The 15100-nt window shown below is 62.7% G+C and carries 13 protein-coding genes and 1 tRNA gene; 11 read left to right on the top strand and 3 right to left on the bottom strand.

What is annotated here, in order from left to right; all coding sequences use genetic code 11:
* Positions 1 to 26: 26 nt before the first annotated feature.
* Both I6L38_RS10195 and I6L38_RS10190 read right to left on the bottom strand, forming a co-directional pair.
* Positions 27 to 103, bottom strand: a tRNA-Pro gene (locus I6L38_RS10195).
* Between the two features lie 226 nt (positions 104 to 329).
* Entirely contained in the window at positions 330 to 1673 is a 1344-nt protein-coding gene (locus tag I6L38_RS10190; protein ID WP_005302169.1) for a dihydroorotase, read from the bottom strand.
* A 79-nt stretch (positions 1674 to 1752) separates the two neighbouring features.
* On the opposite strand from I6L38_RS10190, the gene I6L38_RS10185 reads away from it, so the two are divergent.
* A complete protein-coding gene (locus I6L38_RS10185; protein WP_042007654.1) occupies positions 1753 to 2637 on the top strand; it encodes a 6-carboxytetrahydropterin synthase in 885 nt (294 codons plus the stop codon).
* A gap of 75 nt (positions 2638 to 2712) precedes the next feature.
* Here I6L38_RS10185 and I6L38_RS10180 read toward each other — a convergent pair whose 3' ends face one another.
* Positions 2713 to 4713: a methyl-accepting chemotaxis protein gene (locus I6L38_RS10180; protein WP_254204203.1), complete on the bottom strand. Its 2001-nt coding sequence runs from the start codon at positions 4711 to 4713 to the stop codon at positions 2713 to 2715.
* Positions 4714 to 4975: 262 nt separating this feature from the next.
* Here I6L38_RS10180 and hinT point away from each other — a divergent pair, with 262 nt between their 5' ends.
* The 10 genes from hinT (at position 4976) to I6L38_RS10130 (ending at position 15074) form a co-directional block, all read left to right on the top strand.
* A complete protein-coding gene (gene hinT / locus I6L38_RS10175; RefSeq protein WP_010633658.1) occupies positions 4976 to 5326 on the top strand; it encodes a purine nucleoside phosphoramidase in 351 nt (116 codons plus the stop codon).
* Positions 5326 to 6771, top strand: a complete 1446-nt coding sequence (locus I6L38_RS10170; protein ID WP_216989522.1) for a COG3014 family protein — start codon at positions 5326 to 5328, stop codon at positions 6769 to 6771. The genes hinT and I6L38_RS10170 overlap by 1 nt, the downstream gene beginning before the upstream one ends.
* Before the next feature lie 68 nt (positions 6772 to 6839).
* The gene (locus tag I6L38_RS10165) at positions 6840 to 7238 is read left to right on the top strand and encodes a YcfL family protein (protein WP_010633660.1); all 399 of its coding nucleotides are present in this window, start codon (positions 6840 to 6842) and stop codon (positions 7236 to 7238) included.
* Entirely contained in the window at positions 7238 to 7834 is a 597-nt protein-coding gene (gene lpoB, locus I6L38_RS10160; protein WP_005302153.1) for a penicillin-binding protein activator LpoB, read from the top strand. Before I6L38_RS10165 ends, lpoB begins: the two co-directional genes overlap by 1 nt.
* Positions 7824 to 8678 carry a phosphotransferase gene (locus tag I6L38_RS10155; protein ID WP_216989521.1) on the top strand — a complete coding sequence of 285 codons (855 nt, stop codon included), beginning with the start codon at positions 7824 to 7826 and terminating at the stop codon, positions 8676 to 8678. The genes lpoB and I6L38_RS10155 overlap by 11 nt, the downstream gene beginning before the upstream one ends.
* A gap of 62 nt (positions 8679 to 8740) precedes the next feature.
* Complete coding sequence (locus tag I6L38_RS10150; protein WP_017408099.1) at positions 8741 to 9598, top strand: DUF6279 family lipoprotein; 858 nt, start codon at positions 8741 to 8743, stop codon at positions 9596 to 9598.
* 67 nt (positions 9599 to 9665) lie between these two features.
* Positions 9666 to 10172, top strand: coding sequence for a hypothetical protein (locus I6L38_RS10145; RefSeq protein ID WP_254204202.1), 507 nt, complete (start codon positions 9666 to 9668; stop codon positions 10170 to 10172).
* A 147-nt stretch (positions 10173 to 10319) separates the two neighbouring features.
* A complete protein-coding gene (gene secD, locus I6L38_RS10140; protein WP_216989520.1) occupies positions 10320 to 12122 on the top strand; it encodes a protein translocase subunit SecD in 1803 nt (600 codons plus the stop codon).
* A gap of 112 nt (positions 12123 to 12234) precedes the next feature.
* On the top strand, positions 12235 to 13149 hold the full coding sequence (gene secF, locus I6L38_RS10135; protein WP_026141873.1) for a protein translocase subunit SecF: 915 nt from the start codon (positions 12235 to 12237) through the stop codon (positions 13147 to 13149).
* A gap of 305 nt (positions 13150 to 13454) precedes the next feature.
* A complete protein-coding gene (locus tag I6L38_RS10130) occupies positions 13455 to 15074 on the top strand; it encodes a methyl-accepting chemotaxis protein (RefSeq protein ID WP_017784064.1) in 1620 nt (539 codons plus the stop codon).
* The last annotated feature ends 26 nt before the right edge of the window (positions 15075 to 15100 follow it).

Raw genomic sequence — 15100 nt, 5'->3', positions numbered from 1 at the left:
TTGACAAGGCCTTTCTCGGGGAATGATGGTCGGCGTGAGAGGATTTGAACCTCCGACCCCTGACACCCCATGACAGTGCGCTACCTGGCTGCGCTACACGCCGACGAAGTCAGTCTGAGCTGACGGGGGCTGAGTTTATGGAGATGGACCCGACCTGTCAACAAGGAAACCGCGGCGGCGGTGCGTTCGCCTGCTTTGCGAACAATCGGCGCTCAAAGTGCCGCCACTTGCCCAAAAACCGCCCATCGCGGGGTTGAGAACCCCTTAAAACAAGCAGGCCGCCCGGGTGGGCGGCCTGTGATGGTGACGGTGGCACCGATTGGGAGGGATCAGCGGGTGAAGGTGAGCCGCTTGCCCAGCACCTCGTTGGTGACCTGACCGTTTTGCCAGGCGATCTGGCCGTTGACCAGGGTCATCTCCACCGTGCTGTGGAAACGGTAGCCGTTGAAGGGCGACCAGCCGCACAGGTAGAGCAGGTTGCTGTCGTTGACCACGTAGGGTTTGCCCAGATCCAGCAGCACCAGGTCGGCGAAGTAACCCTCGCGGATGTAGCCGCGATCCTGCACCTGGAAGCGCTCGGCTACCGCGTGGGAGGTTTTCTTGACGATGGTCTCCAGCGAGAATACCCCGTTGTGGTAGAGCTCCAGCAGGGCCAGCAGGGAGTGCTGCACCAGCGGCACGCCGGACGGCGCCTTGAAGTAGCTGTTCTGCTTCTCTTCCCAGGTGTGGGGGGCGTGGTCGGTGGCAATGATGTCGAGCACGTCATTGCGCACCGCATCCAGCAGGGCGTGCTGGTCGGCGGCGCTCTTCACCGCCGGGTTGCACTTGATCTGGCTGCCCAGGGTGTCGTAGTCCGCTTCGTTGAAGAACAGATGGTGAACGCACACCTCGGCGGTGATGTTCTTGTCCTTGAGATCCTTCAGATCCGGGGTGGCGGTGAAGAGCGACAGCTCTTTCGCCGTGGTCAGGTGCAGCACATGCAGCTTGGCGCCGTACTGCTTGGCCAGGGAGACCGCCAGGCTGGAGGATTTGTAGCAGGCATCGGCGCTGCGGATGCGGCCGTGCTCGCGCATCGGCACATCTTCGCCCCACTTGGCGCGGGCTTCGTCTTCCAGCACCTTGATGGTGGGGGTGTCCTCGCAGTGGGTGACGATCATCACCGGGCTCTCGCGGAAGATGGCGGCCAGGGTCTCCTGGTTGTCCACCAGCATGTTGCCGGTAGAGGCACCCATGAAGATCTTGATGCCGCAGGACTGCTTGGGATCGAGCTTCTTGATCTCTTCCAGGTTGTCGTTGGTGGCGCCGAGGTAGAAGCTGTAGTTGGCGGCGGAGGAGTTGGCGGCTATCTGGTATTTGGCTTCGAGGGCGTCGAGGGTGGTGGTCTGGGGATTGACGTTGGGCATTTCCATGAAGCTGGTGGTGCCACCGGCCACGGCGGCCCGGGATTCACTGGCGATGGTCCCCTTGTGGGTCAGGCCGGGTTCCCGGAAATGGACCTGATCATCGATCATTCCGGGGATGAGATGACGGCCCGCGGCATCGATCACCACAGCATCGGGGGCGCTGATATCCGGGGCGATGCGGGCGATCCGTTCCCCCTCGATCAGCACGTCGGAGGCATAGATGCGGCCTTCGTTGACCAGGGTGGCATTCTTGATAAGCAATTTGTTCATGGGGGGTTCCAGTTCCTTTGCCGATAATCGCGGGTCATAATAGCGCAAACCGCCCTTTCTCTGTAGCAAGGCCTGACTGATGAAGTTATTTGTAAAAGATTTGACCGTGATCGACTCCAGCTACCTGTGCGAACGCCGCGGTATGGTGGGGGAGAGCTGGCTGGTGGACATCGAAATGAGCGGCGAGCTCAACGAGATGAGCATGTTGCTGGACTTTGGCCGGGTCAAGAAACTGATCAAGTCGATCATCGACGACGAGGTGGATCACAAGCTGCTGGTGCCGACCGAGAGCCCCCTGGTGCAGGTGGCCCAGCTGGACGGTGACGAGAGCACAGTCGATCTGCTGCGCCCGGGTCGCTCTATCCACCTGCGCTGCCCGAGCCAGGGCTTTGCCTTCATTCCGGCGCCCCAGGTGGACAAGGAGTCCGTCACCCGCTATCTGCTGGCGGTGCTGGCCAAGCGGCTGCCTGGCAACATCAAGGATCTGTCGCTGACCCTGCGCCAGGAGGCCATCGACGGCGCCTTCTATCACTACAGCCACGGCCTCAAGAAGCACGACGGCAACTGCCAGCGCATCGCCCACGGCCACCGCTCTCCCATCGAGATCCACGTGGACGGCGAGCGCGACCAGGAGCTTGAGCTCAACTGGGCCGAACGCTGGGCCGACATCTATCTTGGGACCGACGAGGATCGGGTGGCCCTCGGCGATCTCGCGTTGAGCGAGCAGGCCAAGGCCATCCTGCAAGAGGCTGGCGAACACTACGTCGGTTTCAAGTATGTGGCGCCGCAAGGGCTGTTCCAGCTGGCCATGCCGGCGGCGGAGGTGGAGATGATCGACACCGACACCACCATAGAGCTGCTGGCCCACTACATCGCCCGCGAAGTGAAGAAGAGCGTGGGCGACAAGTTCATCAAGATTGTCGCCTATGAAGGGGTGGGCAAGGGCGCCATCGCCTACGCCTGATCCCGCGTCGCTTGCCAGTAAAAAACAAGGCCCCGCATCTGCGGGGCCTTGTCGTTGCCGGGGCTGGCGTGGGCGTCAGGCGCTGAGCCGGAAGCGCTTGACCAGGCTCTCCTGCTGCTCGGCCAGCGAGTCGAGCTGCTGGCTGGTCTCGGCCACCCGCTCGATCCCTTGGTAGTTGAGATCCGAGATGTCGGAGATGCGGTTGAGGTTGGTGGCGATGTCGGCGCTGGTGGCCTGCTGCTGCTCGGCGGCGGAGGCGATCTGGCTCGACATGTCGCTGATGAGCACCACTATGCCCTGCACCTCCTCCATGGCGTTGTTGGCGTGGGAGCTCTGATCCATGCAGCTGTCCATCTCGCGGGAGCACTCCTGCATCACGGTGACCGCCTTGGCGACCCCCTGCTGCAGGTTCTCGATCATGGTCTGGATCTCGCTGGTGGACTGGGCGGTGCGCCCGGCCAGGCTGCGCACCTCGTCGGCCACCACCGCAAAGCCGCGCCCCTGCTCGCCGGCCCTGGCCGCTTCGATGGCGGCATTGAGGGCCAGCAGGTTGGTCTGCTCGGCAATGCCGCGAATGACGTCGAGGATGTTGCCGATCTGGCCGCTCATGGCACTCACGTCGCCAATCACCTTACCGGTCTGCTGCAGCTTGCCCGCCAGCTGATGGGTGGTGGTGATGTTGCCGGCCATCACCTTGCGGCCGGTCTCGGAGGCTTTCTCCACGTCCATTACCCGCTCCAGGGTCTGGTTGGCGGCCTGGGCCACCTCGCGCACCGAGGCCTCCATCTGGGTCATGGCGGCGGCGACCGAGGCGGTCTCCTGGCGCTGTTTCTCCAGATCCGCCCGCACCGATTCGGTGGTGTGGCGGTTGTCATGGGCGGCGTTGTTGAGCTGGTTGGAGGCCTGGGAGAGCTGGCTCAGCACCTCGCCCATCTGCTCGATCAGCAGGTTGACCTGGCTGCCGAGCCGGCCGAATTCGTTGTTGCTGCGAAAACCGATGCGCTGGGTCATGTCGCCCTGGGTCACCTCGGTCAGTACCCGCAGCAGCTCCTTGAGCGGACGGCGAATGGCCTTGCCGAGGGTGTAGGCCACCAGGATGGCGATGGTGATGGCGATGACCAGCGCCACCCCCTGGGTGAGGGTGCTCTGGGTCTGCACCTTGCCGGAGGCGCGGATGCTGTTGTTCATCAGCTGCTGGCTCTGGGCGGTGATCTGCTCGAGCTTGCTCTGGATGTTGACGATGAGCTTGCCGGCCTGCTTGCTCTGCTCGCGCATCCGCTCCTGCTGCTGCATCAGCGCCAGGTACTGGGCCAGCACGCCGTCGCTGGCGGTGGTGTCGCGCACGAAGCCGTGCACGTAGTGGCCCATGTTGTTGTCGAACTCCTTGAGCTCCCCCTGCAGATCCTTGATGGTGCTGTTGAAGCCCTCGATCTGCATCTTGTTGCGCTTGAGCGCCGCCTCGATGGGGGCGGGGATGCTCTGGTTGAGGGCATCCATGGTGGAGAGTTCAATGGCGGAGAGCTTGGTGGTCAGGGTCTCGGAGAGCATCTTGATGAAGCTGTCGTCGATGGTGATCATCATGTCCCCCAGGTTCTTCTTGAACTGGGGCAGGCTGACCTGGAACTGCCCCTTGGCCTGGTTCACCTTGTAGAGCCGGCTGAGCAGGGCCTGGTGTTCGGTGGGCAGGGTGTCGGTCAGCTGCAGGTAGTCCTTGACCAGCTGGTTGAGCGCACCGAGCTCACTCTGCAGCTCCGGGTGTTCCGCCGCCTGTTGGGCAAGGGTGGCGAGAGTCTTGTCGACCTGCGCCTTGGCCTGCTGCAGCTCGGCCACTTCGGCCGGGATCTGCTTGAGATCCTGCTCGGTCAGCACGTCGGTGAGCCACTTGTTGGCGCTGAGCAGGCTGATCTGGGTCTGGCTGCTGGCGATCACCAGCGGCATGGTCTGCCGGGTGACCTGATCCAGCGCCTGATTGAGCTCGCTCTGGCTGCGGAAGGTGAGTACCGAGGTGGCCGCCATCACGGCCACCAGGATGGCAAAGCCAAGATAGACCCTCTGCAAGATGGAGAGGTCTGACATTGTTTGTTTCATTATTGTCCCGCTGTATATGCAAAAGTCCCTTGCCTGAATACCCCGTCCATTTGATACCCTGCTACCACTGTGGGCGAGCAACGTCGGCAGACGTCTTCCGGCTATCGGTATTTTTAACAATAACTGAAGAGAATGGGACAACGGCTGTGTCAAATGTCGGCTTGTGTCACACTTGCCGGGCCTTGATGACGGGCGTTGGAACCGCTTGAGACAGGCATTGAATTTTCTTTTTCATATAAAGGAGTTATCCATGGCGCAAGAAACCATTTTCAGCAAAATCATCCGCAAAGAGATCCCCGCCGACATCCTTTATCAAGACGACCTGGTGACTGCCTTTCGCGACATCCAGCCCAAGGCCAAGACCCATATCCTGATCATCCCCAACGTGCTGATCCCCACCGTCAACGACGTGGAGCCGGATCACGAGCTGGCGCTGGGCCGGATGTTCACCGTGGCCCGCAAGCTGGCCAGCGAGGCGGGCATTGCCGAGGATGGCTATCGCCTCATCATGAACTGCAACCGCCACGGCGGGCAGGAGGTCTACCACATCCATCTGCATCTGGTCGGCGGCCAGCCGCTGGGACCCCTGCTCAGCCTGTGATGCCGCGCCTGCCACTGGCCGGTCTGCTGCTGGCCGGTTCCCTGCTGGGGGGCTGCGCCTCCCACTGGCAAGACATGTTCGTCTCCTATTCTGATCAGATGGTGCCGCTGCGCAACCAGCTGCTGCTGGGTCATGCCGCCGAGGCGCTGCCCGAGGTGCGCGACTCCACGCCGGGGGACGATACCTATGTGCTGGACCGGCTCGAGCAGGGGCGCATCGCCTGGCTGGCGAGTCAGGATGCCGCCAGCAAGCAGGCCTTTGCGGCCGCCGACAGCCGGCTGGCGTGGGAAGACAATCAGGCCGAGTACCGGGTCAGCCAGGGGCTGGCCCAGGCGGGCAGCCTGCTTACCAATGACCAGACCATGGTTTACCGTGCGCCCGATTACGAGCGCACCATGCTGCACCACTATCTGGCTCTTAACTACCTGCAGCGCGGAGATGCCGAGGGCGCTCTGGTGGAGGTGCGCCGCGCCAACCAGGTGCAGGAGCAGGCCCTCAAACGGCGGGCCGACGAGGTGCGCAAGGCAAAGCAAAAGAGCGAAGAGGCCGAGGCGGATACCGCAACTGAAGGGGAGATGCGCCAGCTGATGTCGCGCGGCGCCCCCGAGCTCGACCGGCTGATCGGGCGGGTCAAGAACGGTTTCCAGAACGCCTACACCTTCTATTTCTCCGGCGTGCTCTATGAGGCGGCCGGCGATCTCAACGATGCCTGGGTCGACTATCAGCGCGGCTACCAGATAGCACCGGACAACCGGAGCCTGCAGGATGCCTTGCTGCGCCTGGCTGTGCTTCGTGGTGCTGCGGACGAGATCCGCGAGACCGAGAAAAAGGTGGGCCGCAAGGCGCCGCCCCTGGCCAAGGATCAGGGCCAGCTGGTGGTGCTGTTTGAAGATGGGCTGATCCCGGCGCGGCGCGAGCTGTTCCTGCCGCTGCCCATCGCCACCTCCGGCGGTGATTTTCGCACCTTTACCGTCGCCATCCCCTATTACGATAATCGGGCCAGTGACACCGGGCCGCTCACGGTGTCTGTGGGCAAGCGGGTCGAGCAGACCAGCGAGCTGGTCAGGCTGGAGGCGCTGGCGGCCAAAGATCTGCAGGAGCGGCTGCCCGGCATGCTGACCCGCCAGGCGCTGCGACTGGTGGCCAAGGAGCAGGTGCGGCGCACCGCTGCCAAGGAGGGGGGCGATGTGGGCAACATTCTGGTGGGGATCTTCAATACCCTCTCGGAGCGGGCTGACACCCGCAGCTGGTTGACGCTGCCGGCGCAGGCATCGAGCTGGCAGGGGATGCTGCCGGCGGGTGACGTGAACCTCACCCTCAGTACCGGTACAGGCGCCGGGGCAGCCCAGCGGCAATTGCCGCTCACCATCCACCAGGGACGCACCACCCTGGTGTGGGTACAGCGGCTCGGCGCCGGGCTGACGACCCGGGTGATGCCGCTGTGACGGCGAACGATGGCAATACACATGAGTGACCGGTCGGGCCTCTCGAGGTCGCCGGCAAGGAGAGCAAGATGAAAGCACACGGGTTGGCTCTGGGCCTGGTTCTGCTGCTGGCAGGCTGTGCCACCAATACCTCCGGCGTGGCGCTCTATGGGGCGGCGGGTGCCGCGCCAGTGGCGGAGCAGCATCAAAACGTCAATGTCACCCTGACCGAGCTCAGCCGGCGCGAACAGAACGGCCTGCTGCAGGTCAATGTGGCGGCGGCCAGCACCCAGCGCGGTGACAACAAGCTGCAATACCTGTTCTATTGGTATGATGAGGCGGGGCAGGAGGTGGCCAGCGATGGCCGCGGCTGGACGCCGCTCAAGCTGCACGGCTATCAGACCCGCACCCTGTCTGCCCTGGCGCCGAGCCCGGCCGCCCGGGGCTACCGGATTTACGTACGCGAAGTGATTGAGGAATCCTACTGATGAAAATGAATCATGCCCTGCTGATATTGACCGGCGCCCTGCTGCTGGGCGGCTGCTCCAGCACCACCGTCAGCTATGGCGACCCGACCGAAACCGAGACGGTGACCGTCGATTACGGTTCCAGCGATCTGCAGGCCATCGCCGACAAGATGGCGGATTCCATGCTGGCGTCGCCGGCCACCAGCGAGATCACCGCCGGCGGCCGTCCGGTGATGTTCATGGACTCCATCCGCAACAAGACCTCCGAGCACATCGACACCGAGGCCATCACCGACACCATCCGTACCAAGCTGCTGCGCGCCGGCAAGTTCCGCTTCGTCGACATGAGCAAGGTGGCGGCGGTCAAGCAGCAGCTCGAATACCAGCAGAGCAGCGGCATGGTGGATCCTGCCTCCATGGTGCGCCTGGGCAAGCAGACCGGCGCCCGCTACATGGTCTATGGCAACCTCGCCAGCATCGTCAAGGACAACGGCAAGGTGAAGGATGTCTACTACCAGATGACCATGAACCTGATGGATCTGCAAAACGGCGAGCTGCTGTGGGCCGATCAGAAGGAGATCCGCAAGCAGGCCAAGAAGTCCACCTTTGGCTGGTAAGTCGAGCGAGGACTCTCTGGCGGCCGCCGAGCGCGCCCTGCTGTCCCGCCTGCCGCCACCCTGGCGCTCGGGTCGGCTGGAGCCATTGGCCAGCGGCCTGACCAACTGCAACTATCGACTGCGCCTCCCCTCGGGGCGCAGTCACTTTTTGCGCCAGGGCCACCCCGATCCGGTGCGCCTTGGCATCGACCGGGCCACCGAATGGCAGCTCTATCAGGGGGCCGTGGGGCAGGGGCTGGCCTTGCCCTGCCATCACAGCGATCCCGCCACTGGCCTGATGCTGCTGGAGTGGTGCGACGAGCCGAACTGGCTGGCGGCGCCCCCCCCGGCCGAGGTGCAGCCAGCACTGTTGGCCGGGGTGCTGACGCGGCTGCACCGGCTGCCTGTGCCGGGCGTGGTGATGGCGGTGCGGGCTCACAGCGCCGGTTATCGTGGCCGGCTGGCCCGGGTGCCGGCCTGGCTGCCGGCACTGGAGCGGGGGCTGCTGGCCAGCCGCGAGCCTGCCGATTGCTGGCTCCCTTGCCATCATGATCTCAATCCGGCTAATTTGTTGGGGAGCCGGCCCTGGGTCATCGACTGGGAGTATGGCGCCGCCGGGCATCCCGGTTTCGAGGTGGCCAGCATCCAGCGCACCCACAACTGGCAGGAGGCCCAGCGCGAGGCACTGGAGCAGGCCTACTGCGAGCGGGCTGGGGCGCAGGTCGGCCCGCGCGGCTTTCAGAGCCGGGCCTTTTTGCCCTGGGTCGACTACATAGGGCTGCTGTGGGCGCTGCTGATGGCCGAGCAGCAGCCGGGGCCTGACTACCAGGCGCTGATCGATCTCAACCGGCAGCGGCTGGAGTAGAGGGTCAGGCATTGTGAATCATCCGTATCGTCAACCCTGTTTCATCAACATTGGAGCCCTGCATGGTGACCACCTTTTCCTGGCGCAAGCCCAGTAGCTGGAGTCTGCTGCTGCTCTGTCTGCTGCTGGCCGGCTGCTCCACCCGGGTCGTCTATTACTGGCTCGACGTGGCCATCGTCTGGCAGCTGGACGACTATTTCTCGCTGGATCGCAGCCAGAAGCGGCTGCTGGACAACGAAGTGAAGGGGTTGATGGCCTGGCACCGCCAGTATGAGGTGCCGCGCTACGCCAACGATCTCGATGCGCTGGCCAAGGCGGTGGCGAGCCCCATGACCCCGGCCCAGGTCTCCCGCCATCTGGATGCGGCCCAGCAGAGCCTGACCCGCACCCTGGAGGACACGGTGCCGCGGGCGGTGCGGCTGGCGCGCACCCTGACCGAGGCGCAGGTGGCCATGTTCATGAAGGACAGGCTGACCCGTCAGGCAGAGCGGGAAAAGGAGTTTGCCGACAAGCCCAGGGAGGAGATGCTCAAGGAGTTTCGCGACAAGATGAACGAGCGGCTGGTGTTCTGGATTGGCGAGGTGAAGCCGGCCCAGGCCCCGCTGGTGGCCCAGTGGGCCCAGTGGCAGTACGAGCTGCAGGCCCCCTGGCTTGAGTTCCAGACCGCCTGGACCAAGGAGCTGGATCGGCTGATGAAGCAGCGCCAGAGCCAGGACTTCGGCGCCCAGCTCACCGCCCTGCTGCAACAGGGGGACGGCCTGATGGATGGTCGCTTCACCGGTTACACCGATCAGTCGCGCCAGCGCACCGTCAACTGGCTGAGCGATCTCAGCCAGTCGCTGGACATCTCCCAGCGGGCCCACCTCTACAGCCTGCTCAAGGGCTATGCCCGCGATTTCAGGCAGATGTCTGAGGGGTAATGGTTGCGGCCAGCCGGTGGGGAAGGGGGTTGGCGACCCCCTTCATCCTTGTTCCAGCGGGCCCCCTGTGGTAGTTTTCCCTTTCTATTATGCGGGAATTAACTTTTTGAACCTGACCGACAAAGTGAAACTGGCGCTGATGACCCTGCTCATCACCCTCGCTCTGTTGTTCTCCACCCTCTCGGTGGAGGGGTTTTCCCTGCCCGTATCCCAGCATCACGCCCAGCATGGTCAGTTGATGGATGACGCCGCGGCGCCGTCCGATGGCGACCAGGTGATCCACAGTGCCAGCGACAGCGACGACGGCATCGTCAAGTTCGTCAGCTCCCACCAGAATCACCTGCTGCGGCTCGAACACTCCCTGCGCAGCGATCATCAGCCCGGCAGCGTGGTGTACGAGCTTGTCACCAGCTGGTCCCAACAGGCGATCCTGCTGCTGCTGTGCGGCCTGCTGTTCTATGCCGCCCTCTTCTATCGCAAACACAGTTTCCGCGATCGGTTTGCCACCATCCATCGGCACCGGTTGCAGCGCCAGCACCTGCAATACCGTTTCTGTCAGAGTTACCTCGCCTGATCCCGATGGGGTCAGGTCCTTTCGTACCACCTCATCGCCGCCTAATGCCTGATCACCGTGCGTGAACGGGCCACTGTCTCATTCCTGTTTTTTTGCGTGCCGCCAGCGTGGCGAGTGCGCCGCCTTCTCCTGACAGAGGCTGATTTCATGAGAAAAAAGAGTCGTATCACCTTGAACCGCATGAACATGTGGCAGTACGCCATGCTGCTGCTCATGCTGCTCACTTTTACCTTTTACTCCCTGCCCACCTTCTTTGGTGAGCAGCCCTCCCTCGGTCTGCACGGCCAGACCAGCCTGACCGAGGCGCAGCGTACCCTGCTGGCCGACAACCGCATCGAGCCGCTCAAGCTGGTGCAGCAGGGCGAGCGGGTCGAGCTGGTGTTTGCCAACCAGGCCGAGCAGCAGCGCGCCAAGCAGCTGCTGGAGCAGCAGGGCTATGACAGCTCGGCGCTGACCCTGGAGTTCTACTCCAACGCCCCGGGCTGGATCAGCCAGCTCGGCGCCGCCCCCATCAAGCTCGGACTGGACTTGCGCGGTGGCTCCCAGCTGCTGATCGGGGTCGATCTGAGCTTCGTTATCGACAACCAGACCAAGAACCTGGTGGACATGCTGCGCACCCAGTTTCGCGAGGCGCGCCTGCGCGGCGCCAACGTAGCCCGGGTGAGCGAAGGGGAGGTGAGGGTGACCCTGCCTGAGGTGGCCGATCAGGCGCCCTGGCTCACCATCATCAAGGATTCCGCCGGCACCCGGCAGGATCAGTGGACCCTCAAGCGCAGCGGCAACGAGCTGCGGCTGGTGATGAGCGAGGCCGAGCGCACCCTGCTGGCCAACAACGCGGTGACCCAGAACCTGTCGATCCTGAAAAAGCGGATCAACGAGCTCGGCATCGTCGAGGCCTCGGTCCAGCGCCAGGGGCAGGACGGCATTCGCATCGAGCTGCCGGGGGTGCACAATCCCAAGCAGGCGAAAGAGGTGATCGGGGCCACCGCCTCGCTGGCCTTCTACGAAGCCCAGGCCGACAGCCGCTTCTTCATGGCGGATCGCAGCGGCCAGGCGATTGGCTTGGCTCGCAAGCCGGTGCTGACCGGTGAGCACATCGTCGATGCCCGCGCCAACATGGGTGAGATGGGGCAACCCCAGGTCAACATCGTGCTCGACAGCCTGGGCGGCAGCAAGATGAACCAGTTCAGCCGCCAGCACGTGGGCAAGCCGATGGCCACCGTCTTCACCGAGTACAAGACCAACGCCCAGGGCAAGCTGCGGGCCCAGAGCGAGGTGATCAACGTCGCCACCATCCAGACCGCCCTTGGCAACCAGTTCCGCATCACCGGGATTGGCAGCGTACCGGAAGCCCAGGAGCTGGCCATGCTGCTGCGGGCCGGCGCCCTCACCGCGCCCCTCAAGATCCTGGAAGAGCGCAGCATAGGCCCGACCCTGGGTCTGCAGAACATAGAGGCGGGCTTCACCGCGCTGGCGTTTGGCATGGCGGGCATGATGCTGTTCATGATGGCCTGGTATCGCAAGTTCGGATGGGTCGCCATCACGGCGCTCATTGCCAACCTGTTGATGCAGGTAGGCATGCTGGCGGTGCTGCCGGGTGCCGTGCTGACCCTGCCGGGGATCGCCGGCCTGGTGCTCACCGTTGGCATGGCGGTGGATACCCATGTGCTCATTTTTGAGCGGATCAAGGACCGGTTGCGGGAAGGGGGCTCGCTGGCCAACGCCATCGACTTTGGTTATCGCTCGGCGTTTCGCACCATCTTCGATGCCAACATCACCACCCTGATCTGCGCCGTGGTGCTCTATGCCATCGGCTCCGGGCCGCTGCAGGGCTTCTCCATCACCCTGATCCTGGGCCTCATCTCCAGCATGGTGACCGGCATCTGGGGCACGCGCGCCATCATCAACCCCCTGTGGGGCAAGAGCAGCGTCAAGCTGCTGAGGGTGTGACCATGACGGATCACCACCTGTGTCATCGCGCCGCGCGTTCGAGCCTGCTCCGCGCCCGCGTCACGCGCTTCCCTGCGGGAAGCCAGAGCCATCTGCTGTCGAGGGAACAAGAATGCTGAGAATGATCATTGCCATGGGGTTGACCCGCTGGCGTTACATCGGCCTGTGGGCCTCCGTGCTGCTGACCGTGGCGAGCATCGCGGTGCTTGCCATCAACGGCCTCTCCCTCGGTCTCGACTTCACCGGCGGCATCCTGCTGGAGTTTCGCATCCAGACCCTGAAGGAGGCCCATGAGCTCAACGCCCTGTTGACGGCCCCCCTGGCGGGCGTAGTCGAGCTGCATGGCGCCGGCGTGCCCGGCGAGTGGCTGATCAAGCTGCCGCCCCACGAGCTGCCCTGGCCGGCCGAGGAGCTGGCGGTGATGCTGGGCCAGCAGCTCAACCTGCCGGTGGAGCTGCTGCGCACCACCATTGTCGGCCCCCAGGTGGGCGCCGAGCTGTTCCAGCAGGGGATGCTGGCGGTGCTGGTGGCCTCGCTCGCCATCTCCGCCTACCTGGCGGTGCGCTTCGAGTGGCGCCAAGCCATCGGCATCCTGGTGTCGGTGCTGCACGACGGCCTGGTGGCGCTGGGACTGCTGGCGCTGTTCAACATCGAGTTCGATCTCAACGTCATCGCCGGCCTGATGGCGGTGATCGGCTACTCCCTCAACGACAGCATCGTCATCTCCGACCGCTTACGGGACTTGCTCAGCTCGCGCACCCAGATGGGGATCCACGACTGCTCCGACGCGGCCATCAAGGCTACCTTCAGCCGCACCATGATCACCTCGGGCACCACCCTGTTCACGGTGGGGGCCCTGCTGCTGTTCGGTGGCGACGCCCTCTACGGTTTCTCCTTCACCCTGTTCGCCGGCATTCTGGTGGGCACCATCTCCTCCATTACGGTGGCCTCCACCGTGCAGGAGTTGCTGGGGCTCACGCCGCAGGCTTACCAGAAAAAAGAAGAGGAGCTGGCGGAGGCGGCGTGACCTTTATCGACGGCCACCAAACTGTGGGCATGCTGGGTCATCCCGAGTGAAGATAAATAGCGAGAAGGAAGACGACATGTCTTCCTTCTTTTTTATTGGTTGGCCGGCGCAGTCGTAGTCGACTCTTTGTCGCATTCAGATTCAGCCCACGGTTATTTTCGGGCCTGGATCTGACCATCGGCAGCAGGTGAAACACGAGGGCTGGCAGCAGTGACAGATGTGCAAGGAAGCGCACATTTTACGGGCCATCCGGAGGTTGCCCATCGTCTACACTGCAATGGAGTTTATTAACGGAGTATGCCTTTATGAACATTGCTCGCCGGCTTCAACTCATTGCCCTGCTGGTTATGCTGGCCCTGACCTTTCTCAGCTGGTTCAGCATCAACCGACTCTCTGCTGCCGACACTGATCTCGGTTATGTCACCGACAATACGGTGCCCAGCATCTCCCTCATCAAACAGGTACAAGCCGATTTTTACGCATTGCACGCCTTGATCCAGACCCATGTGCTCAATACTGACAACAGCAAGATGAATCAGATTGAGACGGGCATTGCAGATCTGCGTACTGAAATCCGCTCTCTGTTGCAAAAATACCAAGCAGAGATGCTCTCCAATGAAGAGGATCGGCAACTGACGACGGATGATCAGCGCATCATTGAGCAATATTATCAGGAGATAGAAAAGGTCCTGATATTGTCTCGCGATAATAAAAACACCGAGGCCAGAGACTTTATCGCCAGCAATGTCATGCCACTGTTCGAGCAGTTTTCCAAGGCCATAGATAAACATGTGAAATTCAATATTGATTTGGGGGCTGCAGTCAAACTGCAGGGTGAAAAGAACTACGACAATAGCCTCCAGACCATGCTGTTTATTTCTTGCGGTACCGGAATATTGACCCTGGTGCTGTTTATCTGGTTGTTCAGACAGGTCGCCAATCCACTGCGGCTGGCAATGGCGACGCTCTCCGATATTCAGCACAATTTGAACTTTACCTTGCGGGCCAAGGTGGCCCAGCAAGATGAGATTGGCCTGACCCTCTCGGCCGTCAACCGTCTGCTGGACACCTTGCAGCAAACCTTTACCGAGTTTTCAGTGGGCAGCCTGCAGATAAAGAGCACGGCCGAGTCGCTCTCCCAGGCGGCTCATCACCTTGCCTCGTCGGCGAGCCAGGCCAACGATGCCACCAGTCTCATTGCCGCCGGGGTGGAGGAGATGACGGTGAGCATCACGGATATTTCCCAGCGAACCCAGGAGGCCAGCCGCATCACCAATGAATCCGGCAAGCTCGCCAGCGATGGGGGGACCACGATAGACAGAACGGTGAAAGCCATCAACGAGATCGCAGAGGCCATTCGTCAGGCTTCCAGTGAAGTGTCGGCATTGGGTGATGGCATTTCCCGGATCGGTGGCGTGGTGAACGTGATCAGCGATGTGGCGGGGCAGACCAACTTGCTGGCGTTGAATGCGGCCATTGAAGCCGCACGAGCGGGTGAACAGGGTCGAGGTTTTGCCGTGGTAGCTGACGAGGTGCGTAAACTGGCGGAGCGGACGGCCCAATCGACCAGAGAGATCTCGGAGACGGTGGAGGCGATTCAACAGGGCTCCCAGCTCACGGTGACCAAGATGGTTCAGGTGGAAGAGAAAGTGGCGCAGGGGGTGGCCATGGCCACTGAAAGCGGGGAGATCATTACCCAGATCCGTCATGCTTCCCATCGTGTCATGGATCAGGTCGGTGAGATCACCATCGCGATTCGCGAACAGAGCTCGGCGGCGGAGTCCATTGCCCATCAGGTGGAGCAGATTGCCCAGGTGGTTCAGCAGACCAGCAGCACGGCGGAAGAGACATCGGCTGCGGCGGAAGAGTTGAATGTGACCACCGAGAATATTCACCAGCAGATCTCTCGTTATCGCATCCAGTGATCACGATGGGTGCCAGCTCCCCGCCA

The organism is Aeromonas sp. FDAARGOS 1408 (assembly GCF_019048665.1).
GTDB lineage: Bacteria > Pseudomonadota > Gammaproteobacteria > Enterobacterales > Aeromonadaceae > Aeromonas > Aeromonas dhakensis.
Note: the sequence above shows the minus strand (reverse complement) of the source record. Positions and strands in the feature narration are given on the sequence as shown.